The organism is Streptomyces sp. Root1310 (genome assembly GCF_001426425.1).
In the GTDB taxonomy this organism is placed as follows: domain Bacteria; phylum Actinomycetota; class Actinomycetes; order Streptomycetales; family Streptomycetaceae; genus Streptomyces.
In genome coordinates, this window is sequence record NZ_LMEQ01000001.1 from 838,634 (window position 1) to 861,782 (window position 23,149).

The 23,149-nt window shown below is 72.8% G+C and carries 16 protein-coding genes; 13 read left to right on the forward strand and 3 right to left on the reverse strand.

The features are described from left to right. Positions 1–50 precede the first annotated feature (50 nt). Complete coding sequence (locus ASD48_RS44100) at positions 51–416, reverse strand: acyl carrier protein (protein ID WP_157880596.1); 366 nt, start codon at positions 414–416, stop codon at positions 51–53. Between the two features lie 714 nt (positions 417–1,130). Here ASD48_RS44100 and ASD48_RS03845 point away from each other — a divergent pair. The 7 genes from ASD48_RS03845 (at position 1,131) to ASD48_RS03875 (ending at position 12,095) form a co-directional block, all read left to right on the forward strand. Beyond that, entirely contained in the window at positions 1,131–2,201 is a 1,071-nt protein-coding gene (locus ASD48_RS03845) for a 2-dehydropantoate 2-reductase (RefSeq protein ID WP_057599914.1), read from the forward strand. Beyond that, entirely contained in the window at positions 2,198–2,506 is a 309-nt protein-coding gene (locus ASD48_RS03850; protein WP_079073590.1) for an acyl carrier protein, read from the forward strand. Before ASD48_RS03845 ends, ASD48_RS03850 begins: the two co-directional genes overlap by 4 nt. Then, positions 2,503–6,708, forward strand: a complete 4,206-nt coding sequence (locus ASD48_RS03855; RefSeq protein WP_157880597.1) for a non-ribosomal peptide synthetase — start codon at positions 2,503–2,505, stop codon at positions 6,706–6,708. Before ASD48_RS03850 ends, ASD48_RS03855 begins: the two co-directional genes overlap by 4 nt. A 12-nt stretch (positions 6,709–6,720) precedes the next feature. Next, complete coding sequence (locus tag ASD48_RS03860; protein WP_057599916.1) at positions 6,721–7,734, forward strand: zinc-binding dehydrogenase; 1,014 nt, start codon at positions 6,721–6,723, stop codon at positions 7,732–7,734. Positions 7,735–7,747: 13 nt separating this feature from the next. Continuing rightward, positions 7,748–8,989: a polyketide synthase gene (locus ASD48_RS03865; protein WP_057599917.1), complete on the forward strand. Its 1,242-nt coding sequence runs from the start codon at positions 7,748–7,750 to the stop codon at positions 8,987–8,989. A 116-nt stretch (positions 8,990–9,105) separates the two neighbouring features. Then, the gene (locus ASD48_RS03870) at positions 9,106–9,534 is read left to right on the forward strand and encodes a nuclear transport factor 2 family protein (RefSeq protein WP_057599918.1); all 429 of its coding nucleotides are present in this window, start codon (positions 9,106–9,108) and stop codon (positions 9,532–9,534) included. A gap of 44 nt (positions 9,535–9,578) precedes the next feature. Continuing rightward, positions 9,579–12,095: an AMP-binding protein gene (locus tag ASD48_RS03875; RefSeq protein WP_079073591.1), complete on the forward strand. Its 2,517-nt coding sequence runs from the start codon at positions 9,579–9,581 to the stop codon at positions 12,093–12,095. Positions 12,096–12,383: 288 nt separating this feature from the next. Here ASD48_RS03875 and ASD48_RS03880 read toward each other — a convergent pair whose 3' ends face one another. Further along, positions 12,384–13,334: a M28 family metallopeptidase gene (locus ASD48_RS03880; RefSeq protein ID WP_057599920.1), complete on the reverse strand. Its 951-nt coding sequence runs from the start codon at positions 13,332–13,334 to the stop codon at positions 12,384–12,386. A gap of 605 nt (positions 13,335–13,939) precedes the next feature. Between ASD48_RS03880 and ASD48_RS03885 the strand changes: the two genes are divergently transcribed. Further along, positions 13,940–15,007: a cellulase family glycosylhydrolase gene (locus tag ASD48_RS03885; RefSeq protein ID WP_057599921.1), complete on the forward strand. Its 1,068-nt coding sequence runs from the start codon at positions 13,940–13,942 to the stop codon at positions 15,005–15,007. Between the two features lie 164 nt (positions 15,008–15,171). On the opposite strand, the gene ligA is transcribed toward ASD48_RS03885, so the two are convergent. Then, positions 15,172–17,295 (reverse strand): NAD-dependent DNA ligase LigA, encoded by a 2,124-nt coding sequence (gene ligA / locus ASD48_RS03890; RefSeq protein ID WP_079073592.1) that lies wholly within the window; start codon positions 17,293–17,295, stop codon positions 15,172–15,174. 139 nt (positions 17,296–17,434) lie between these two features. Here ligA and ASD48_RS03895 point away from each other — a divergent pair, with 139 nt between their 5' ends. From ASD48_RS03895 to ASD48_RS03915, 5 genes are all read left to right on the forward strand, one after another. Continuing rightward, positions 17,435–18,307, forward strand: a complete 873-nt coding sequence (locus tag ASD48_RS03895; RefSeq protein WP_057600984.1) for an LLM class flavin-dependent oxidoreductase — start codon at positions 17,435–17,437, stop codon at positions 18,305–18,307. A 132-nt stretch (positions 18,308–18,439) separates the two neighbouring features. After that, positions 18,440–19,537: an FAD-dependent oxidoreductase gene (locus ASD48_RS03900; RefSeq protein ID WP_242432493.1), complete on the forward strand. Its 1,098-nt coding sequence runs from the start codon at positions 18,440–18,442 to the stop codon at positions 19,535–19,537. Between the two features lie 84 nt (positions 19,538–19,621). Then, on the forward strand, positions 19,622–20,365 hold the full coding sequence (locus ASD48_RS03905) for a response regulator transcription factor (RefSeq protein WP_057599923.1): 744 nt from the start codon (positions 19,622–19,624) through the stop codon (positions 20,363–20,365). Positions 20,366–20,477: 112 nt separating this feature from the next. After that, positions 20,478–22,514 (forward strand): HAMP domain-containing sensor histidine kinase, encoded by a 2,037-nt coding sequence (locus ASD48_RS03910; RefSeq protein ID WP_057599924.1) that lies wholly within the window; start codon positions 20,478–20,480, stop codon positions 22,512–22,514. A gap of 171 nt (positions 22,515–22,685) precedes the next feature. Then, complete coding sequence (locus ASD48_RS03915) at positions 22,686–23,069, forward strand: hypothetical protein (protein ID WP_057599925.1); 384 nt, start codon at positions 22,686–22,688, stop codon at positions 23,067–23,069. The last annotated feature ends 80 nt before the right edge of the window (positions 23,070–23,149 follow it).

The following is a 23,149-nucleotide window of genomic DNA, read 5'->3' on the forward strand; positions in this document are numbered from 1 at the left end:
CCTTGAGCCGGCCGCGAGCCGATGCCGACGCCCGAATCGGCGGCAACCGGTTACAGGCGGGGCGAAGTCGCGGCGACACGTTCTACCGCGACCGCCAGTTCCCGCACGGTGGGGTGGTCGAAGAACAGCCTGTTGGGCAGCCGGACACCGAGCTGCCGACGCAGCCGCATGAGCACCTGAGTGGCTTTCAGGGAATGGCCGCCCGCTTCGACGAAGGGGGTGTCGTCATCGAAGTCGTCATGCCCGAGCACCTCGGCCCACGCGGCCCTGACCTGGTCTTCCATGGCCCGCGCAGGCGGTGTCACGGGCGGTTCGGAGACCGGCCCGGAAGGCAGTCCGGAATGCCGCCCGGAAGGCGGTCCGGAAGATTGCCCGGCATGCGGATCCGGACGTGTTTTCACGCCGTCGTCGCTCAAAAGGATTCCCCCGTGTCATGACGGATCACGGTCGATCGCCCCGGATGCGGAGCAGCCGTGGAACGGCCCCGCACATGGGCGGGGCAAGGTCGAACTTCAATTGTTTTCCCCCGTAGAAACGGACGCTCCACCGGTCGGTCAAACCGGTTCGTCCCTGTGGTGATTACTCACCCTGGCGACAGATCGCCGATATCGGAGAGTAGGCAGCGGCCATCGAGCCAGTCAAGGGGCGAAAGTCGGCCAGCCTGCGCCGGGATCACCTCTGGCCAACACTTCAACGCTGGGTGTAAACCCGCCCTCTCATTCGCTTGCATCGGCCATCCGGTTGGCCGAAAAGCGGGTTGACGGCCGAAACTCGGCACCTCTACGGTCGACGAGGCGATTGTGAACGCAGTATTTCAAGGGTTGCGTTCGAGGCCGACATCAATCGGCGTGACAGGGGGAATGATGTACGCCGCAACGGGGGAGACAGAACCGGTCGACCAACCGGTTCCATATTCCGTCAGAGTCCTTTTCGAACTCCGATGATCCTGGATCGGTGACCACCTGACCCGTGGCCGCCTGATCTCTCAAAGGCCGTAGCCGGCCTTTCTCCATCATTCACACGGTGTTGTCTACCGCTGCCCGCCGCACGGCGCACACCTGTGCGTACACCTGTGCGCGCACCGCTGTACGGGCAGCGGCATTCGTCACGAGATGCATCAAGGAAGCGTGTTGAGGCATGCGATTCTGGGCGCCGGGGGAGTCGGGCTCGCCCTCGGAGCGGCACTGGCCCGGGCCGGCCACGAGGTCGTGCTGGTGATGCGGGAGTCCTCACGGGCCCGCTACCGCGGCGTGATCGACGTCCACAGCAAACTGCACGGCGACCTCGCGGTCGAGGCACGCGCGGTGGAGCGGCTCGAGGAGCCGGTCGACGTCCTGTGGGTGACGGTGAAGGCGCCGGCGCTGGACGCGGCCCTGGCCCGGGTCGCCCCACGGCTGACCCCGGACTCGGTCGTCCCCCTGCTCAACGGACTCGACCACCCGCGATCGCTGCGGACCAGGTTCGGGCCCCGCCAGCTCGTCGGCGCGATCCTCATCGAGGCGGAACGCACCGCGCCCGGCCGGGTCACCTGGAACTCCCTGTACGCGGAGGTCAGCCTCGCGACCACCGACGGCGACCGCGCCGGGGGCGGTCCCGAAGACCGCGACCGCGCCGGGGGCGGTCCCGAAGACCGCGACCGAGCCGGGGGTGGTCCCGAAGACCGCGACCGAGCCGGGGGCGGTCGCGAGAGGGGCGCCGGCACCGGTGGCCGGCGGCTCGGCGGGCTTGCCGAGGTCCTCACCGACGCGGGCCTCGGCTGTACCCCGGAGCGGGATCCGGCGAGCGTCCTGTGGCGCAAGCTGGTTCTCCTGCTGCCGTTGGCGCTGGCCACCACCGCGGCCGACGGCCCCCTCGGCATCGTCCGCCGACGGCCCGAGCTGTCCGCCCTGCTGCGCGACGCCGCCCGGGAAGCCTGCGCCGTAGCCGCCGCGGACACCGTCGCCGTCGACGACCGGAACCTGCTGCACACCCTGGACACCCTGCCCGGCCGGACCGACACCTCCCTGCACCGGGACGTCGCCGCCGGGGTCCGGCCGACCGAACTCGCCGCGCTCACCGAGCCGGTGCTGCGCCGCGCCCAGGACCACCACGTGGCCGTCCCCGCGCTGACCGAACTGGCGCGCAGGGCCGCGGAGCGGGAGCGGCAGGCGGAAGTTCCCGCGTCGCACCGATCCACCTACCGCAAGGGAGAAACGTCATGACAGTCGGTTCGGGCGAGACACTGGACGAAACGCTGGAAGCGACCCTCAAGGAGATCCTCGTCGAGGACCTCTTCCTGGACGTGCCCACCGAACGCATCGGGGACGACGACGGCCTCCAGGACGTGCTCGGCCTGGACTCCCTCGGCTTCGTGGAGCTGCGCGCCCAGTGCGAGCAGCGCTTCGGCGTGGCCATCACGGACGCCGAGTTCACCCCGCTCCACTTCCACTCGGTGCGCACGGTGGCCAACCTGGTGCGCACCCTGCGTACGGGCGCCGCCGGCGAGCACCTGGCGGTCCCGCAGTGAGGGAACCCGCCTCCTCCGAGCAGATGGACGTCTGGCTCGCCTGCCAGCGCGAACCGGAGTCCGACCGCTACAACGTCACCATCGACCTGGAGTTCACCCCGACCGTCGACATACCGGCGCTGCGTGCCGCGCTCGGCGACGTGCTGACCGCCCACCCGGCCCTGCGCTGCGCCTTCGCCACCGAGGGCGGCGAGTTGTGGCGCACCGCCGAGACCGGCCCGCCGATGGCGTTCGTCACCGACCGGCTCCCCGGCCGCTACGACCGTGCGCAGGCACTCGCCCGCGCGGTCGTCGCCGGCCGCGCGCCGTTCGACCTGGCCACCGCGCCGCTGCTGCGGGCGACGCTGCTGGCCGGGGAGGGCGGCGCGCTGCTCGCCGTCACGATGCACCACATCGTCTCCGACGGCTGGTCCAGCCGGATCCTCGCCGAGGACCTGGTGACGGCGTACCGGGCCCGGACGACGGGCGGCCCGGCCCCGGCTCCGCATACGTCGTCCGACATCGATGCCGACATCGATGCCGGGACCGGCACGGGCGCCGGTGCCGCCGCAGGTGCGGAGGCCGGTGCCGCCGCCGTGACGGGTGCCGGTGACGCCGCCGGTGCGGAGGCCGACGCCATGGGCGATCCCGACACCGACGCCGATCTCGACGCCGACGCCGACGCCGACGCCGACGCCGAAAAGTACTGGGCCTCCGTCCTGCGCGACGCCCCCGCCTCCCTCGCACCCCCGCACGACCTGGTGCCGGAGGACGGTTTCCCCGGTCCCTCCGGCCGGGTGGAGGTGCTCCTGCCCGCCGAGGTGCACGCGGGCGTCCAGGCGCTGGCCGCCGCCGAACGCGGCTCCCCCGCCGTCGTGCTGCTCGCCGCCTGGTCGGTACTGCTGCACGCGTGGGCCGGGGAGTCCGAGGGCACCTTCGGCATGGTCTTCGCCGGCCGCCGGTACGCCGACGCCGAGCGGGTCGACCTGTTCAGCCGGGCGCTGCCGATGCGTGACCGGACGTCCCTCGACGACCGCTTCCTGGAGGTGGCGGCCCGGCTGCGCGAGCAGATGCTCGACGCGATGGAACACGCCCACCTCCCGGTGCGGCGGCTGCGGGCGATCCGCAGCGCGCAGGCGAACGGGCCGGGCGTCGAGCGGACGGTGTTCATGTACACCCCCGCCTACGAGGACGAGTGGCAGGCCGGAGAGGTGACCGTCCGCCGCTTCGACCACCCGGACGAGACGACCAAGTACGAGTTCTCGGTCAACGTGCTGGAAGGCTCGGCCGGCACCCGGCTGTGCGTCTACTACGACACCGCCCGCTACCTCCCGGCCACCGCCGCGCTCTTCGCCGAGGAACTCCGCGAGCTGCTGGCCCGCGCCGTGGCCGCCCCGGAGAGCACCTGCGGCGAACTGCTCGCCGCCTGCGACCCGGGCCTGTCCGAGGTCGCCGCGCACGGCGCGCCCGTCGCGTCACCGGCACCGAGCATCCCCGAGCTGGTCCTGCGGCACGCGGCCACCCGCCCGGACGCCGTCGCCGTACGCCACGGCGAGCGCACCCTCGGGTACGGCGAACTGGCCGGCCGCGCGGGCGAGGTGGCCGGCTGGCTGCGCGACCGGGGTGTCGGGCCCGGCGACACCGTGGCACTGCTGCTCGCCCCCGGCGTCGAGACCCCGGTGTTCTGGCTGGCGTCCGCCCTGGCCGGCGCCGCCTACCTCCCCCTCGACCCCGCCTATCCGCAGGCCCAGCTCCAGCTGATCGTGGACGACGCCCGTCCCGCGGTCCTCGTCGTCGACCCGGACTGCGGACAGACCCTCGACGTGCCGGAGGGCACCGCCGTTCCGGTCGCCGAGGCGCTCGCGCGGGCCCGCGGCCGGTCCGCCCCCGAGATCGCGTACGACGACACCGCGACCCTCTGCGTGCTCTACACCTCCGGCACCACCGGCCGGCCCAAGGGGGTCGTCCTGCCGCACCGCGGGCTGGCCCGGCTCTTCCTGCGGCCCGACTTCCTCCCACTGGACGAGACGGACGTCGTCGCGCAGCTGTGCCCGCTCAACTTCGACGGCGCCAGCTACGAGATCTGGGGCGCCCTCACGCACGGCGCGCAACTGGTCGTCCTCGACAAGCACCTGGTGCTCAGCCCCCGTGAGATGCGGACGGTGGTCCGCGAGCGCGGGGTGACCACGCTGCTCGTGACGACACCGCTGCTCAACCGGATCATCGAGGACGCCCCGGACCTGCTCCAGTCGCTGCGGCGGGTGTACTTCGGTGGCGAGCTGATCTCCGTACGGCACATGCGGCGTGCGCTGCGCTGGTCCCGGCCGGGCGTCCTGCTGCACAGCTACGGCCCCACCGAGAACTCCTTCACCTCGACCTGGTTCCCGATCACCGACCTCGCGCCGAACGCCAGGACGGTCCCCATCGGCCGGCCGGTCCCCGGCACCGAGGTTCGGGTCGTGCAGGAAGGCGGCACCCGTCCGGTGCCGCGCGGGGTTCCGGGCGAACTCCTGCTCGGCGGCGCGGGGTTGGCCGACGGCTATCTGAACGCGCCCGGGATGACGGCGGACCGTTTCGTCACCGACGGCCCGACCCGCCTGTACCGGACCGGCGACCGGGTTCGCTGGCGTCCCGACGGCCTGCTGGAGTTCATCGGCCGCAACGACAACCAGGTCAAGATCCGCAGCCAGCGCGTCGAACTCGGCGAGGTGGAGGCGGTGCTGGACGCGCACCCGGCCGTCGAGTCGGTCTTCGTCACGACGCGCGTCAACCGGCGCGGCGAGAAGGAGATCGTCGCCTACGCGGTGGCCGCGCCCGGCACGGACGCCGACGAGCTCGGCCGGCACGCCAGGCTGCGGCTGCCCGCCTTCGCCGTACCCAGCCATCTGCTGCTGGTCGGGGAGCTGCCGCTCACCCCGACCGGCAAGATCGACCGGCGCCGGCTGCCGGACCCGGAGCAGGCGACCGGGACCGCTCGGCCCGACCCCGCTCCGGCCCTCGCCCCCCAAGCAGCCTCGGTGGCTTCCGCTGCTTCGGCTGCTTCCGCTCCCTCTCTTCCTTCCCTCGCCTCCGCGAACTCCGCGGACTCCACGACCCCCGCGGCCTCCGTGACAGAAGGTGTGCGGGCCGCCTGGCGGGCGGTGCTGGAGCACGACGGCTTCGGGCCGGACCGCAACTTCTTCGACGCCGGCGGCCACTCGCTGCTGCTGGTGAAACTGCGGGAGCAGCTTCGGCTGGCGACCGGCGCCGACATCCCGGTCATCGACCTGCTGCGCCATGTCACGGTCCGCGAGCAGGCCCGTCTGATCGCCACGGCCCACCGTCCCCTGGGCGGGACGGCGGCGGCCCCGGCCGCCGCCGTGCCCCGACGCCCCCTCGAGGGCGCGCCGTCGAGGCCGGCCGGCACCGCGCCGGCGTCGGCTCCGGGTCCGCGGATCGTCGCCCTCTCCGCCGCCACCGCGGACGCCCTGCTCGTCGCCCGCGAGCGGCTGGCCGCCCATCTGGAGGCGCACCCCGACCTGGCACTGGCGGACGTGGCCCACACGCTGGAGGTCGGCCGTCGGCACTTCGGTCACCGGTGTGCCGTCGTGGCGTCCGACCTGGCCGAGGCGGTGCGCGCGCTGCGCGCCCCGCACACCGCGACGCCCGCCGCCCCCGGTTCACCCCCGGCCGTGGTGTTCGCCTTCGCGGACGGCCCGCCGGAGGACACCGGCCGGGACGCCGGACCGCTCACCCGCCAGCTGCGCCTGGCCGGCCGGTTCGCCGAACGGGGCGTGACCCCGGCGGCCGTGTACGGCGTGGGCACGGGTCGGTTCTCGGCCGCGGTGGTGAGCGGCGCGCTCACGGCCGAGGAAGGCGTACGGCTCGTCGCCGACGGGACGGGCGCGCGCGTTCCCGTACCCCGCCGTCCCGCCCTGTTGTGGTCCACCGCGCTGGGGCCGCTGTTCCCCGACGGGCCCGCCCCGCAGGAACAGCACCTGTCGGCCGAGGCCGAGCCGGCCAAGCTGCTCCGCGCGGCCTGCGACCGGCTCGGCGAGGTGGCCGTCCTCGACCTCGCGGCCGAGGACCCCGACGAGTCGTCCCTGCTGACGGCCCTCGCGGCCCTGTGGTGCCAGGGCGCCGAGGTGCGGCTGACGCCGGCCGGCCCGGCCCGTCGGCTGCGTCTGCCCGGCCACCCCCTGTCATGGGCGTCTTCCGCGCCCCCGCTCTCCGCACATTCCTGAAGGAAGGCCCGCATGCCGTACGTACGTGGCGAAGCCGCCGTTCTCGTCGAACCCGGGCGCCTGGAGGTGGCGGAGGTCGCCTTCCGGGAGCCGGCCGACGGCGAGGTGCTCGTCCGCAACACCGTGGCCGCCATCTGCGGCAGCGATGTGCACCGGGTGCGCGCCGAGTCCCCCTTCTTCCGGGACATGCGCGACCACCCCTACCCCTGTCCGGCGGGCTACCCCGGGCACGAGGGTGTCGGGGAGGTCGTCGAGAGCCGGTCGGCCCGCTTCTCGCCGGGCGACCTGGTGCTCACCGTGCCCAACCACGCCTACATGGCGTCGTTCGCCCGCTACCAGACGATCGCCGACCGGTTCCTGCTGCCGGTGAAGGGCACCGGGGCGCCGACCGTCCAGCTGATGGCGCAGCAGCTCGGGACCGTCGTCTTCGCGCTGAACCGGTTCTGGCCGGAGCCGGTGCCGCAGGGATCGACGGCGGCCGTCGTCGGTGTCGGCTCGGCGGGGCTGCTGTTCCAGCAGCTGCTCAAGCACCGCGGGTTCGAGAAGGTCGTCGCCGTCGACCTGGAGCCGGGGCGGCTGGCGGTGGCCCGTTCCCTCGGCGCGGACGCGACCGTGCACGTGCCCGGGCAGAGCGCCGAGGAGGTCGTCATGGAGGCCACCGGCGGCAAGGGCGCCGACCTGGTCGTGGAGGCGGCCGGCACCGACGGAGCGCGCGAGCACGCGATGCGGATGGTCGGGCAGCACGGCCGGCTGGGCTTCTTCGGCATGCCCGAGGACTACGACATGCGCATCCCGTACGCCCATCTCTTCGTCCGCCAGGCGCAGTTGATCACCGCGGTGGGCGGCGCCCAGCTGGAACCCGGGCTCCCCTCCTTCCGGACCGCGCTGGAGTTGATCGGGGACGGCTCGATCCGGGTCGACGACCACATCACCCACACCTTCGACATCAAGAACATCGCCGACGCCTTCGACCTCGCGCACAACCGGCAGGACGACGTCGTCAAGATCGCGCTCACTTTCGGCTGACGGGAGGACAGGCATGTCGGAACTCGCCAAGCACTCGGCCCCGGTGGCCGTCATCGGCGTCGGCGGCCGCTTCGCCCGGGCGCCCGACGTGGGGGCGTTCTGGGACAACCTCGTGGCGGGCCGGGACTGCTTCCGGCGGGAGCAGGTCCCGGTCGTGGAGGACCTGGGCGAGGACCGGCTGCGGGTCCACTCGTGGGGGATCGCCCCGCACCGGGACACCTACGACCACACACTCGTCGGCGTCGAGGGACTGGACCCGCAGCACGGCATCCTCCAGGAGTCGCTGTGGCAGGCGGCGGAGGACGCCGGGGTGAGGCTCTCGGCGATCGCCGACCGGACCGCCGTCTACGCAGGCTGCGCCCGCACCAAACACGTGCCGCGGGCCGCCTTCGACGACGTGGTGCAGGTCGACCCGACGTTCGCCGGGCCCTACTTCTCCTATCTGCAGGACCTGTGGGGCGAGTCGTTGATGCTGGACTCGGCGTGCGCCACCTCCACGGTGGCCGTCCAGCTCGCCTGCCAGAGCCTGCGGTCGCACGCCTGCGACTACGCGCTGGCCGGGGCGGTGGCGATCCAGGAGGACGCCGACGGCTCCTATCTGCGGACCCCGCGCAGCATCTATTCCACGGAGGGCATCGTGCGTCCCTTCGACCGCCGTCACAACGGCGTGGTGCCCGGCGACGGCTCCGGGGCCGTCCTGCTGCGCCGGCTGGACGACGCCCTGCGCGACGGCGATCTGGTCTACGCCGTCATCCGGGGCGGTGCCGTCACCAACGACGGACGGGCCAAGCCCGGTTTCGTCATCCCCGGTGTCGACGGCAAGGTCCGCGCGGTGCGCCGGGCGCTGGAGGCGGCGGGGCTGACCGGGGCGGACGTCGACTACGTCGAGACGCACGGCGTCGGCATCCCCCTGAACGACCAGATCGAGGCCACCGCCCTGATCGAGGCCCTCGGCACCGACGGGCCGCCGGTGGCGGTCGGCTCGGTGAAGGCCTCCGTCGGCCACTGCGACACCGCCGCCGGTATGGCGGCCCTGATCAAGACGTGCCTCGCGATCGACCGCGGCTTCCTGCCCGCGACCCCGAACACCGAGGTCCCCATCGAGGAGTTCACCGGGCGCGGCGAACGCTTCGGCATCCTCCCCGAAGGCCGCCCCTGGCCCACGAACGGCCGCCCACGCACGGCCGGCCTGATGTCGGCCGGCGTGGGTGGCACCAACGCCTTCCTCGTCCTCGAGGAAGCCCCGGCCCACTGACACCGGGCCACTGACACCGGACCAGTGACACCGAGCCAATGAACCACTGACCACTGACCACTGACCACTGACCACTGACCACTCATCAGTTTCCTTTTCCTTACCGAGGAGCACGCATGTCCGTCACCGCCGACCTCTACATCGAGGTCAAGAACTTCTACGCCCGCCAGATGCGCGTCCTGGACGACCTGGACATCGAGCGCTTCACCGCGACCTTCACCGAGGACGGCTCGGTCGCCCACCCGCACCGCGGCGAGAAGGTGGAGGGGCGCGAGGCGATGCGCGCCAAGATGAAGAGCATGCTCCCGATGTACGAGGGGCTCGTCACCCGGCACTGGTTCGACCACTTCCTGATCGAGCAGACCGAGGGCGACGGCCTGCGCGTCACCTACTACTCGCTGGTGACCCAGACGAACACGCAGGACGAGGTGCACTTCTTCTCCTCCTCCAGCGTCGAGGACCAGATGGTGCGCGAGGAGGGTGAACTGCGCATCCGGGAGCGGGTCATCCACCGCGACAACCCCAAGTACGGCCGAGTGATCTGACCCCCGCCCGCGCGTCCGTGAACCGCCGAAGGAGGGCAGAGCAGATGACAGAGCAGAGGGCAGACCGGCCGGCGGAGCCACCGGCGGAACAGCCGACGGGACGGTCGGCGGTGCGATCGGCCGAACAGTCGGCGGTGCGGCCCACGGAGTCCTGGGAGCCGCCGCCGGCCGAGTGGAACGACACGGCGCGGCCGTTCGAGGACCAGGTGAGCATGATCGACCTGATCGAGCGGCGCGTCCGGGAGTCCCCCGACGCTCCCGCCGTCCGACTCGGCGAGGGGGAGGTCAGGACGTACGCCGAGCTGTGGGCCGACTCGGGCCTGCTCGCCCGGTTCCTCGCCGGTCACGGGGTGGGCCGGGGCGCGTTCGTCGGCATCCTGCACGAGAACTCGTGGGACAGCGTGCTGGCGGTCGTCGGGGTGCTGCGCACCGGCGCCGCCTATGTGCCGCTGGACGCCCGCTGGCCCGCCGCCCGGATCGCGGCGCCGCTGCGCCAGTCGGGCATCGGGTGGCTCGTCACCGGCCACGCGCTGGCACGCCGCGCGGAGGAGGCCGGCCGGCTCGCGGGCTCCGGTGTGCGGCTGGTCTGCACGGATCTCGCGGCCGCCGCCCCGGACCCGCTGGACACGGAGACGGTCGGCCTGCTGTGGGACACCGTCGCCGAGGACGAGGACCTGGCCCGGGCGTCGGGCTTCAACCGCCATCCCGGCGACGGGATCTCCGCCGCGCAGATCGACACCTATGTCTCGCACGTGCGGGACCTGGTGCTGTCGGCGGCTGCGGCGGTGGAGCGGCCCCGGGTCGTCGAGGTGGGCTGCGGTGCCGGTCTGATCGCGGGTGCGCTGCGGGACCGGGTGGCCGGTTACACGGGCGTCGACGTGTCGGCCGTCGCCCTGGAGCGGGCGGCGCGGGAGGCCGGCGAGGGGGCACGCTTCGTGCGGGCCGCGGCCGCCGACCTCGGCCGGGTGGTGGCCCCGGCGAGCGCGGACGTCGTGCTGCTGGCGAGCGTCGCCCAGTTCTTCCCCGGGTTCGAGTACCTGCGGTCCGTGCTGCGGGACGCCGTGGGCGCCCTGACGCCGGGCGGGGCGGTGGTCCTCGCGGACCTCGCCGATCTCGCGGAGCCGGGCGAGGGACCCGACTCCGGTCATCTGCGGGTGCCCGCCGAGTGGTTCGGGCAGCTCGCGGCCCAACTCGGCCTGCCCGTACGGGCGGAGATCCACCGGCGCGGTGGGGACGAATGGCCGGCGGTCCTGCGGGACCGGTACGACGTCGTCCTGCGCCTGGCGCCGCAGGACACGGCCACCCCGTTCACGCCGGTGATCAGCGCCTGGAGCGATGTCGAGGAGGCCCGCGCCCTGCCGCTGCCGACCGGTCCCGGCGCCGACGACACCGCGTACGTCATCTTCACCTCGGGCTCCACCGGCGTGCCGAAGGGCGTGTCGGTGCGCCACCGCAGTGCCGTCAACGTCATCCAGTGGGTGAACGAGACCTACGCGGTGGGTCCGGACGACTGTCTGCTGTGGGTCACCGCGCTCACCTTCGACCTGTCGGTCTACGACCTGCTCGGTGTCCTCGCGGCGGGCGCCAGTCTGCGCGTGGTCCCCGCCGCCGAACTGTCCGACGGCGAACGGCTGCTGGACATCATGCTGCGCGAGCCGATCACCTTCTGGGACTCGGCGCCCGCCGCGCTCGGCATGGTGATGTCCTTCGCCGACGGGCCGGACGGGCCGGGTGCGGTGGACGGGACGGGCACGACGGACGGGACGGGTGCGGCGGCCGCGACGGCGGACGGCGGTCCGGTGCCGAGCCTGCGGCTGGTCTTCCTCAGCGGCGACTGGGTACCGCTGGCCCTGCCCGGCCGGGTCCGGGCCCGCTTCCCGCGGGCCCACGTCGTGGCGCTGGGCGGCGCGACCGAGGCGACGATCTGGTCCAACCACTTCGACGTCGGCGAGATCGACCCGGCCTGGACGAGCGTCCCGTACGGCAAGCCGATCCAGAACGCCCGCTACTACGTCCTGGACGGCGACCGCAAGCCGTGTCCGATCGGGGTCGAGGGCGATCTCCACATCGCGGGCGTGGTGGTGGCCGACGGCTATGTCGGCGATCCGGAGCTGACGGCCGCGAAGTTCACGGCCGACACGGTGAGCGGTCTGACGGACGAGTCCATGTACGCCTCGGGCGACCGGGCGCGCTGGATGGCCGACGGCAACCTGGAGTTCCGGGGCCGCCGGGACGACCAGGTCAAGGTCCGCGGCTACCGGATCGAGCTGGGCGAGGTGCTGGCCGCCCTGCGCCAGGTGCCGGGCGTGGTGGACTGCGCGGTCACCACACTGCGGGGCGACGAGGGCCCGCAGATCGTGGCGGCCGTGGCCGTGGGGGGCTCGGAGCCCTCGTCGGGCGGCGGGTTCGTCCGCCGCCACCTCGCGCAGAACCTGCCCAGCTACATGCTTCCGGAGCATGTGCTCGTCCTGCCGGCCCTGCCGGTCGGCCCCACCGGCAAGGTCGACCGGGAGCGGCTGGCCCGGCTGGCCGCCCGCCCCCGGAACCGCCGACGGACCTGAGAGCCGAGGGGGCGGGACACCCGGCGGGCGCCGGATGTCCCGCCCCCTCGCGGCCGCACGGTCCCGGGGCGCGTCTGACGATTCCCGCCGGGCGCGCGACGCGAATCGTCGGACACGCCCCAGTGCTGCGACCGGAAAGGTTCACCGGCTCGCGACGCCCGGCACGGCACGGCACCTCGCAACGTTGTCGCACCACCCGAGTACATCCGGTACGCGGGTGATGCTCCGCCTTGCGATGCACCGCACCGGACGCCGCGAGCTTTCCGGTGAACCTTTCCGTCCACAGCCCTAGCCGCGCACGCCCAGCTTCCACACCATCGCGGCGACGGCGTCACTGTTGACGTCCAGGGCCCGCCTGTCGATGTTGGCGGGGGTGTCGCAGGCCTGGTGGTAGCACTTGTCCATGGCCTCACCTGCGGTGCCGCCCCACTTCGCGGCCTGCTCCGGGGTCTTGATCTCGGCGGATCCGGTGAAGATTCCGCCCACCGCGACACCCTTGGCCAGAAACGGCTCGTGGTCGCTGCGGCCGTTGAGGGCGGTCGCGGGCTCGGTGGGGATCCCCTTGGCGGCGAAGTACCGGTCGAAGTGCCGGGCCACCTCCGGGCTCTGGTCATAGACGAAGTAGCCGGGGTTCGGTGAGCCGATCATGTCGAAGTTCAGATAGGCGGTGATCTTCGACAGTTCGGCCGCCGGCAGGGTGTTCACGTAGTGGGTGGACCCGATGTAGGTCTCCTCCTCCGTGCCCCAGAAGCCGAACCGGAGGTGCTGGGAAGGGGTGATGTTCTTCGCGGAAACCGTCAGCGCGGTCTCCAGGATCGCGGCCACGCTGGAGCCGTTGTCGTTGATTCCGGGGCTTGTGTCCACCGAGTCGAGGTGCGCCCCGACCATGAGGACTTTTCCGGACTGACCGCCCCTGGGCCAGTCGGCGATCAGATTCCAGCTCTTCTTTCCACCGAACTCGAATTCCTGGAGCGAAGTGGTGAATCCGGCGGCGTCCAGCTTTTTCTTCACATAATCCACGGAGGCCTGATAGCCGGCCGTGCCATGGGCGCGGTTTCCGCTGTTCGCGTCGGAGATCCGCTGGAGCGCGTCCAGGTGCCGCATCACTCTGGAGACCGAGAGGTCGGGCGCCGCACCTGCCTGAGCTGGCTCTTCCGCGTGCACACCGACCGTTGTCAGCAGCAGGACGGACAGCGTGGACGCCGCGACGACGGCGGGACGGGACGGCTTGAAAGGCACAGACGATTCCCTTCTCGGTACGAGCAATTGATCTTTCCGAATGCTTCCACGGGGCCGGCACCGAAGCCAACAGATTTCAACATGCTTCACAAACGGAACCGTCCGGACGCTCCTTTTCCGCCAGGTCCGCCGCAATGGCTTTCCCGCCCGGAATCCCACCGGAAATCAACGGTCGACGGTCGCCGCCACGCCGGAAGAGCGCATGAATTCATGACGCGTTTCGCACTGCCGAGAACCGGCCCGGCCGAACCACGCGGAAACACGGACCACCGAACCGCCGAACCCTGAGCCCCTGAACCCCTCGGCACCGGAACAGGTCGGCCGGACCCGGTCGCCGGGCGTCCCGCCGCGTCGACGCGGCGGGACCGGCCCGCGGGACAGTCGGGCCACTCGCCGCGCCCCGCACCACCCGCCACCGGCGCCCCGGACGTTACCGGCCCGAAACCTTGACGATCACATCGCCGGGTGCCACGATTCCGGCGCCGCCATGTTTACGCAAACATCAGCCACCCGGGACGTTGATGTTTACGCAAACATCGCGTGGCGGCCGCCGCCCAGCCCGCGCGTCCCCCAGCGCCGAGCCGCCTCTCCTGAAAGGGCACCCCATGCGCAAGACCCCCACCAGAGCCTCCCGCACCCCCCGCCTGCGCGCCGCCCTCGTCGCGGTCGCCGTCGCCGCCGTCACCGGCACGACCCTGGCCGGCAGCCCGGCCGCCGCCTCCTCCGGCGCCGCACCGACCACCGACACGACCCAGTTCAAGGGCGTGAACTGGGCAGACCCGCGCGACAACTTCGCCGACGACCTTCTCCAGCTGTCCGGCCTGTCGACCACGGACACCTACCGGCAGACCTACGCGAAGGCGACCCGGATCATCGCGGCCTTCCGCGCGAACCTCGGCGCCAACACCGTGCGGCTGCCCATCAACCCGTACACGGTCGACGGCGCCTACTGGAAGTCCTACCGCGGGGTCATCGACGCGGCCTCGGACCAGGGCTTCAAGGTCATCCTCTCCTACTGGGAGGGCACCGGCGCCCAGAAGGACGGCTTCATCGACGACACGGCCACGTACTGGCCGATGTGGGACACCGTCGTCAAGGCGTACAAGAACGACCGGCACGTCTACTTCGAGCCGATGAACGAGCCGCACGGCTACACCGACACCGAGTGGGCCGACATCGCGGCCAAGTGGCTGTCGACGTACGCGAAGGTCCCGCGCAACCGGGTGTTCGTCAGCGGCGCCGGCTACAACGACCACGTCACCACGGTCTGCGCCGACCCACGTCTGAAGGGCACGTACCTCTCCCTGCACCACTACGGGTTCTGGAAGGACTACGCGACCTACGACCAGTGGGTGGCCGACCTGAAGGTGCGCATCGGCGACTGCGCGAACCGGACCGTCGCGGACGAGTTCGGGGCCCCGATGACCACCGGCCTGGACTACAACGTGAAGACGCCGGACAACAACTTCGTCAACTACGTCCAGGCCGTCACCGACACCTTCCGCGAGCTGAAGATGGGCTCCGTGTACTGGCCGGGTCTGCGCACCGACGACACGTACTCGCTGCAGACCCTCACCGGCACCACCGCCCGTCCCTGGCTGGCGACCACCAACCAGTCGGGCGCCGACCGCCTCGCCTGGGCGTGGGGCCGCGGCAAGCCCGTCAAGGGCTGAGCCGCCCGGGCGTCCGGACGTGAGCCCCCTCGCCTGACCGGTCGCCGGGCAGCGGCCCCCACCGCGCCCGGCCCGGCACGCACGAGGGGAGCACGGCCGGGCCCGACCGAGCGCCGTCACCGGGCCGGCCGACCTGAAGGCCGGCCCGGTGGCGGCTTTTGCGACTACGCCGACGGCTCCCCGCCCAATCCCGCGTCGACGTAGTCGGCGACGAGAGCGGCGAACTCGTCGGGCGCGGCGAGCCGGACGCCGAGGGTCTCGGCCTTGGTCCGCTTGGATCCGGCGCCCTCGCCGGCGACGACCAGGCTGGTCTTCTTGGAGACGCTGGACGAGGAGCGGCCCCCGGCGCGCTCGATGAGTTCGTTCATCTGGTTGCGGCTGAGCTTCTCCAGCGCCCCGGTCATCGCGCCGGTGACGACCACGGTCATCCCGGCCAGCGGCCCGGCAGCGGCGGCGGCCTGCGCGTTCTCGGCGTCGCCGTCGGCCGCGTCGGGCGTCGCCGGTGCGGGCGGGGTGGCGCCGGGCTCGGTCATGTTCACCCCGGCGGCGACGAGTCGGTCGATGAGCGGGGCGAGTTCGGCGAGCTCGGCGACGATGGACGGGGCCTTCTCGGTGCCGATGCCCTCGACCTGTTGGATCGCCTCGGCGTCGGCGGCGCGCAGCAGGTCCATGGTGGCGAAGTGGCGCGCGATCCGGCGGGACATGGAGCGGCCGGTGCCGCGGACCCCGAGGGCGCACAGCACGCGGGACAGCGGCTGGTTCCTGGCCGCGGCGAGCGCGGCGAGGAGGTTGTCGGTGCTGGTCTCCCCCATCCGTTCCAGGCCGAGGAGCTGGTCGCGGGTGAGGGCGAACAGGCCGGCGAGGTCGGTGACCAGGCCGGCCTCGACGAGCTGGACGACCCGGGTGTGGCCGAGACCCTCGATGTCGAGCTGGTCGCGTCCGGCCGCGTACGAGAGGGAGGCGACGAGGTGGCAGTCGCGGCCGTTGACGCAACGCCAGCGCTGCTCGCTGGTGTCGATGGCCGATCCGCAGCGCGGACACGCCTCGGGGAAGACGATGGGCTGTTCGTCGCCGGTGCGCAGATGGGCGACGGGCGCCTCGATGCGGGGGATGACGTCACCGGCCCGGTGGACCATGACGTGGTCGCCGAGGCGCAGGTCGCGGCGGGTGATGTCGGCCGGGTTGTGGAGGGTGGCATAGGTGATGGTGGAGCCGTCGATCTCGACCGGCTCCAGGACGGCGCGCGGGGCGATGATGCCGGTGCGGCCCACGTTCCACTCCACGGCCAGCAGCCGGGTGATCTTCTCCACGGCGGGCAGCTTGTAGGCGATCGCCCAGCGCGGGGCGCGTGAACCCGAGCCGGCCGCCCGCTGGTCGGCGGCGAGGTCGGCCTTGACGACGATCCCGTCGATCCCGAACGGCAGCGAGGCGCGCAGTGCGGCGATCCCGGCCACCCGGGCCAGGACCTCTTCGACGGTGCTCGCGGTGACGCCGGGCACGGCAGTGGTCGCGGTGGTGTTCACGCCGTAGTCGCCGGCCCGGGTCATGAGGTCGCTGTGCGCGCTCTCCTCCAGCAGCGCGGCCAGCGCCGGTTCGGTGTCCTCCAGGGGCAGCAGTCCGTAGCCGAAGAAGGTCATCGGGACGGTGTACGCGCGTTCCCTGGCGCGCAGGGTGCCCGCCGCGGCGTTGCGCGGGTTGGCGAACGGCGCGCCGCCGTGCGCGGTGCGCACCTCGTTGGCGTGCTCGAACTGGGCGGTCGTCATCAGGACCTCGCCGCGCACCTCGACCGTGACAGGTTCCGTCAGCTCGGCCGGCAGCCCCTCGACGGTGCCGATCGCGTGCGAGACGTCCTCCCCGGCCGTCCCGTCGCCCCGGGTGATCAGCCGGGTCAGGCGGCCGCGGGTGTAGCGGGCCGCGATCGCCAGACCGTCCAGCTTCGGCTCGACGCTGAACGCGGTGACATCGTGGCCGACGCGCCGGGTGAGCGAGGCGGTCCACGCGGTGAACTCCTCCGCGGAGAACACGTTGTCCAGGCTCAGCATGGCTCTCGTGTGCGGGACGTCGCCCTCCACCGCGCCGCCGGCGACCTTGCCGGTCGGCGAGTCGGGCAGCACCTGCTCCGGGTTCTCGTCCTCCCACGCCGCGATGGCGCGCACCAGCCTGTCGTAGGCGTCGTCGTCCAGCACCGAAGTGCCACCCGCGTAGTAGGCGGCCGACGCCCGCACCGCGTCCTCGATCGCCTGCGCGTAGGCGACGGCGTCCACAATCACTGCACCGGGTGTTGTCATGCCTCACATCCTGCCTGCCACCACTGACAACGCCCCGAACGGGCGAGCGAGCGCACCTCACTCCCGGGGTCGGCCCCCGGCCGGGACACGCCGTTGATCCATCCGCCGTCCACCCCATAGGTTCCGGGGCATGACGAACGTGACGAACGTACGGGTCGGTGTCATGTACGACCGCGACTGGGCTCCCGAGGAGTTGCCCGCGTTCGCGCGGCGGGCCGAGGCGCTCGGGGTGGACGACCTGTGGGTGGTCGAGGACCTCGGCTGGAACGGCGGGGTGTCGGCGGCCGCCGTGGCGCTGGGGGCGACCGAGCGGCTGCGGGTGGGCATCGGGATCGCCCCGGCGCCGCTGCGCAGTCCGGCGTTGCTGGCGATGGAACTGGCCACGCTGGCCCGGGTGTTCCCCGGGCGGCTGGTCGCCGGGATCGGGCACGGGGTGCGGGAGTGGATGGAGTCGGTCGGCGTGGCTCCCCGGTCGCCGCTGGCTCTCCTGGAGGAGACGATCACCTCCGTGCGCGCGTTGCTGCGCGGCGAGCGCGTAGACCTGGAGGGGCGTGAAGTACGTCTGGACGGCGTGCGGTTGGTGCATCCTCCGGTCCGGGTGCCGCCGGTGGTGGCGGGCGTGGTCCGTCCCCGCTCCCTCGAACTGTCCGGCCGGGTCGCGGACGGCACCCTGATCGCCGAGGGGCACGGACCGCGGGACCTGGAGAACACCCGGGCCCTGACCGCCAAGGGCGGGGCCGGTCCCGACCACACGCTGACCGTGCTGTCCTTCGCCTGCGTGGGCGAGGATCCCGAGCAGGTCGCCCGGATCCTGCACCCGCACACCGAGGGCCACGGCGCCTGGCTGGGCCGCCCGCAGGACGAGGTGTTCACCGTCTCGGGCACCCCCGCGCAGGCCGTCGGCGACATCCACGCCCTGCGGGACTCCGGCGCCGACACCGTCGTCCTGCGTATCGTCGGCCCCGAGCCCCTGGGCCAGCTCGAGGCCGTGCTGACGGCTCTGCGCCGCTGAACGGGTGAACGGGCGGCCCGGACCGGTCGGGTGGTGCCCGGCCGGAACTCCGGGCCGCCGTCCGGGCGTTCTCCCGTGGGCGGCGTACGACGACGGGGCCGTGCGTCCATGAGCGGAACAGCGGGGTGAGGCATGGCGCGCCTACTGGTCATCGGCGGCGGGATCGCCGGCACGGCGGCGGCTCTGGCGCTGGACAAGGCGGGGCAGGAGGTCGCCGTGTACGAGGCGCATCCCGACTCCGCCGAGGACATCGGCGCGTTCCTCACCCTCGCGAGCAACGGCCTGCGGGCCCTCACGCAGCTCGACGCGACCCCCGCGGTCACCGCGATCGGCTTCCCGCTCACCACCATGCGGCTGCTGGACGCCGAGGGCGGCGAGGTGGCCCGCGCTCCGCTCGGCGAGGCCGACGACCCCCGGCTGCGCTACCGGTGCCTGCGCCGCGGCGAACTCAACGCGGCCCTGCAGAAGGAGGCCGCCCGCCGTGGCATCGGTGTCGTCCACGGCGCCCGGCTCGCCTCCGTGGAGAGCGGCTCCGAAGGCGTCACCGCGCACTTCACCGACGGCAGCTCGGCGACGGGGGACCTGCTGCTCGGCGCCGACGGCCTGAACTCCACGGTCCGCCGGACCACCGCCCCCGCCGTGCAACCCCACTACGCGGGACAGCGCGTCTTCTACGGCTACACCACGCGCGCGCCGGTGGCCGGGGCGGACGAGGCCGCGTGCATCACGATGATCCGCGGCAGCGCGGCCGCCTTCGGCCACACGACGTCACCGGACGGGGAGACGTACTGGTTCGCCCGGGTCACCGCCGACGCCCCGCTGACCGCCGACGAGATCGCGCACGCCACCCCCACCCAATGGCGTGACCTGCTCGTTCCGTTGCTGCGCGAGGACGCCACGCCCGCCGCGGACATCGTCGCGGCCACCACGGCCCCCGTCCTGGTCACCAACGCGACCGAGATGCCGGTCGGCACGCCCTGGCGATCCGGCCGGACCCTGCTCATCGGCGACGCGGCCCACGCGGCCTCCCCCGCCACCGGGCAGGGCGCCTCCATGGCCCTGGAGGACGCGGTGATCCTCGCCAAGTGCCTGCGTGACGCCCCGGACACCGCGTCCGCGCTCACCCACTACGAGGCGCTCCGCCGCCCCCGCGTGGAACACAACACGACCGTCAGCGGCAACATCTCCCGCGGTGTCCACACCCCGCCGCCCTGCGCTGACCCACGCTGACGCCGAACTCCCGCTGCCGCACCTCGACTTGCCGAGGTGCCGGTTCGGGCGCTCGCTACGATCCTCGGCGTGTGCGCAAACATCATGGTCGCCGAAGACGACGCGAAGCAGGCAGAACTGGTGCGTCGCTACCTCGAGCACGAGGGCCACGCGGTCACGGTCGTCGAGGACGGCCGTGCGGCTCTCGAGGAGCTCCGGCACCGGGAACCCGACCTGCTCGTCCTCGATGTGATGATGCCCCGGGTCGACGGCCTCGACGTGGTGCGGATCCTGCGCGCGGAGGACCGGGGGATACCGGTGCTGATGCTGACGGCCCGCAGCACGGAGGACGATCTCCTGCTCGGGCTGGATCTCGGCGCCGACGACTACATGACCAAGCCGTTCAGCCCCCGTGAGCTGGTGGCCCGGGTCCGCACGCTGCTGCGCCGCAACCGGCGCCCCGCGGCCCCCTCCCCCGCCGCCGATCCCGCCCTTGCCCCGGCCGCGGCAGCGGCCGACGACGTTCTGACGGTCGGTACGCTCAGGGTCGATCCGGTCCGGCACGAGGTGTCGGTCGGCGGGACGCCGGTCGTGTGCACGCCCGGCGAGTTCCGCATCCTCGCCGCGATGGCGGCGGAGCCCGACCGGGTGTTCACCAGGCAGCGGCTCCTGGCGGAGCTGCACGGCTTCGACAAGTACATCGGCGGCCGCACCGTCGACGTGCATGTCATGCATCTGCGCAAGAAGATCGAGCGGGCCCCGCGGCGGCCGGTCCGGCTGCTCACCGTCTTCGGCGTCGGCTACAAGCTGACCGACCCCGCCAAGGGAGCACGCAGTGCGTCGTCGTGACGAGCGGCCGGACCCGACGCGGCCGACGGGCCCGACGGGGTGGACGGGTCAGCCGGGGCCGGCGGGTCAGCCGGGGCCGGCGGGTCAGCCGGGGCGGGCGGGGCGGACCCGGTTGCCGCTCCGCAAGAGCCTGCTCGGCCGACTGCTCACCGTGTCGGCGCTGGTGGCCTCCTGTTCGGTCGCCGCCACCGCCTGGCTCGCCGTGCAGACGACCTCCGTCGCGATCCGTCAGGAGCAGGGGCGCAACCTCAGCACCGACGCCAGGATCTACGACACCCTGCTGGGTTACGCGGCCGGCCATCCCGACTGGGCGGGCGTCGACGACACCGTACGGAAACTGGCGCGGGAGTCCGGGCGCCGGATCGTGCTGACCACCGAGGACCGGCAGCCGCTCCTCGACTCCGCCGCCGGCACCTCGCCCACCGCCGAGCTGCCGACGCAGGCTTCCGCGGTCGTCGACCCGCTGTCGGTCGACACGGTGCTGGTGCCCGACGCCGTCCCGGTCGGCACGGACCGCGTCGACCCACGGGCCGTCGGGCCTTTCCTGCTGCCCGCGAAGGAGCGGACGGTCCTGCGCAGGGCCACCGCCCGCAGCGCGGAGTGCTTCGCGGGGATGGGAATCGCCGCGGATGTCGTCGACAGCCCCAGCGGGCGGCCCTGGGTCCGGTTCGTGAGCGACGGCACCGACCGCGACACGGAACTGAAGTGCCTGTCCGTCGACGGCGCCCAGACCACCGCGACCGAGGAGACGGCGCTGCGCGCGCTGGAGCAGCTCGCCGACGCCTGTCTGACGCGGCAGGGCCGCACGGGCGTGAAACTGAACCTGGATCTGTCCTGGGACCGGGGATACGGACAGGAGGGCACCGATGTCGGCTCGTCGGCGCCCGTCCCCGTACCCGAGACAGGCATGACGAAGGAAGAGGCGATCGAGCGGCGCATGGCCGAGGACAAGGCGGCCGCGGCGGGCGTTCCCGCCACCGACGGCGCTGCACGGGCTCGCGGCAGCGGGTACGACCGGGCCGTGGCCGCCTGTGTCGGCAGCGCCCGCCGTGAGCAGCTCACGGCGTATGTCGCCGCGCCCGCCCTGCTGTTCATCGACGGCCCCGGCGCCGTCAGCGTGCCCGGTTTCGACCTCTCGCCGGCCAACACCGCGCGCATCGCCGGGGCCACGGCCCTCGTCCTCGCCCTGACCGTCGGCGCCTCGGTGATCGCCGGTACCCGGCTGGTACGCCCGCTGCACGCGCTCACCGGCGCCGCCCAGCGGATGCGGGACGGCCTGGACTCGGCGCCCGTGCCGGTCGGTCCGGACAACGAGATCGGACGGCTGGCGCTGGCCTTCAACGACATGGCCGCGCACCGGACCCGGCTAGAGGAACAGCGCAAGGTGATGGTCAGCGATGTCGCCCACGAGCTGCGTACCCCGCTGAGCAACATCCGGGGCTGGCTGGAGGCCGCGCACGACGGGCTGGCCGAGCCGGACCCGGCGTTCGTCTCCTCGCTCCTCGACGAGGCGGTGCAGCTCCAGCACCTCATCAACGATCTTCAGGACCTGGGGGCGGCCGAAGCGGGCGCGCTGCGGCTGCACCCGGAGCCGGTGTTCGTCGACGACCTGCTCGGCCAGGTCGCCGCCGCCCACCAGGGGCCGGCCGAGACCGCGGGCGTGACCCTGGAGGTCGTCACGGCGCCCGGATCCCCTCTCCCGCCGCCGGTCGAGGCCGACCCGGTCCGGCTGCGCCAGGCCGTCGGCAACCTGCTGTCCAACGCGGTACGCCACACCCCGCCCGGTGGCCGGGTGACGCTGCGTCCGTACGTCACGAAGAGCGGGGACGAGGTGGCCGTGGAGGTGTCCGACACCGGCAGCGGCATCCCGGCGGGCGACGTCCCGCATGTGTTCGACCGCTTCTGGCGGGCGGAGAAGTCCCGCAACCGCACCACCGGCGGCAGCGGCCTCGGGCTGGCGATCGTGCTCAAACTCGCCGAGGCGCACGGGGGCACGGTGAGCGTGACGAGCACCGAGGGAGAGGGCTCGGTCTTCACCCTGCGGTTGCCGGCCATGACCGACGAGGACGGCAAACGGCCGGGGGACGCCGAACCACCGAGGGACACCGAACGGCCGGGGGACGGTGAGGAAACCGCCGTCCGGCCCTGACCGGACGTACGGCCCGGTCCGGTGACCCCGACGCCACGACCCTGATGCGATGACCCTGATGCGATGACCCTGATGCGATGACCACGGCGCTCTGACAGCTTCTTCACAAGTGACGGCAAGTCTTCGGTCACGCCCAAGGCCACCCGGGCCTGGCTGGAATTGGAGTCACACATGTCCCGCCGTCCCATCCTGCGTCTCGCCGTACTGACCGCCCTCGCGGGCGGCGCGCTGCTGGCCCCCGCCACCGCGGCCGTCGCGGACGACCCCACCCCGGCGGCCTCCGCGCCGACCACGGGCACGGACTCGGCCGTTGCCGAGAGGAAGGCCGAAGCCGACAAGGCGACCAAGGCGAAGGAGGAAGCGGCTGCGGCGGCCAGGAAGGCCGAGGACGCCAAGCAGCTGCCGCGGGGCGGCGTCGACGCGGGCGAGGCCACGGCCGGTGGCAGCGGCTCGGGCAGCGCGGCTCTCGTCGGTTCGGCCGCCGGCGTCCTGCTGCTCGCGGGCGCGGGCACCTTCGTCGTACGCCGCCGCGCCGCCGGCCGTACCCACGCCTGATCCGGCACCGACCCGACCCGGCCTACATGCCATGGCGCCGCCCTGCCAGGGCGGCGCCATCGCGCATCGGCGTAGGCCCG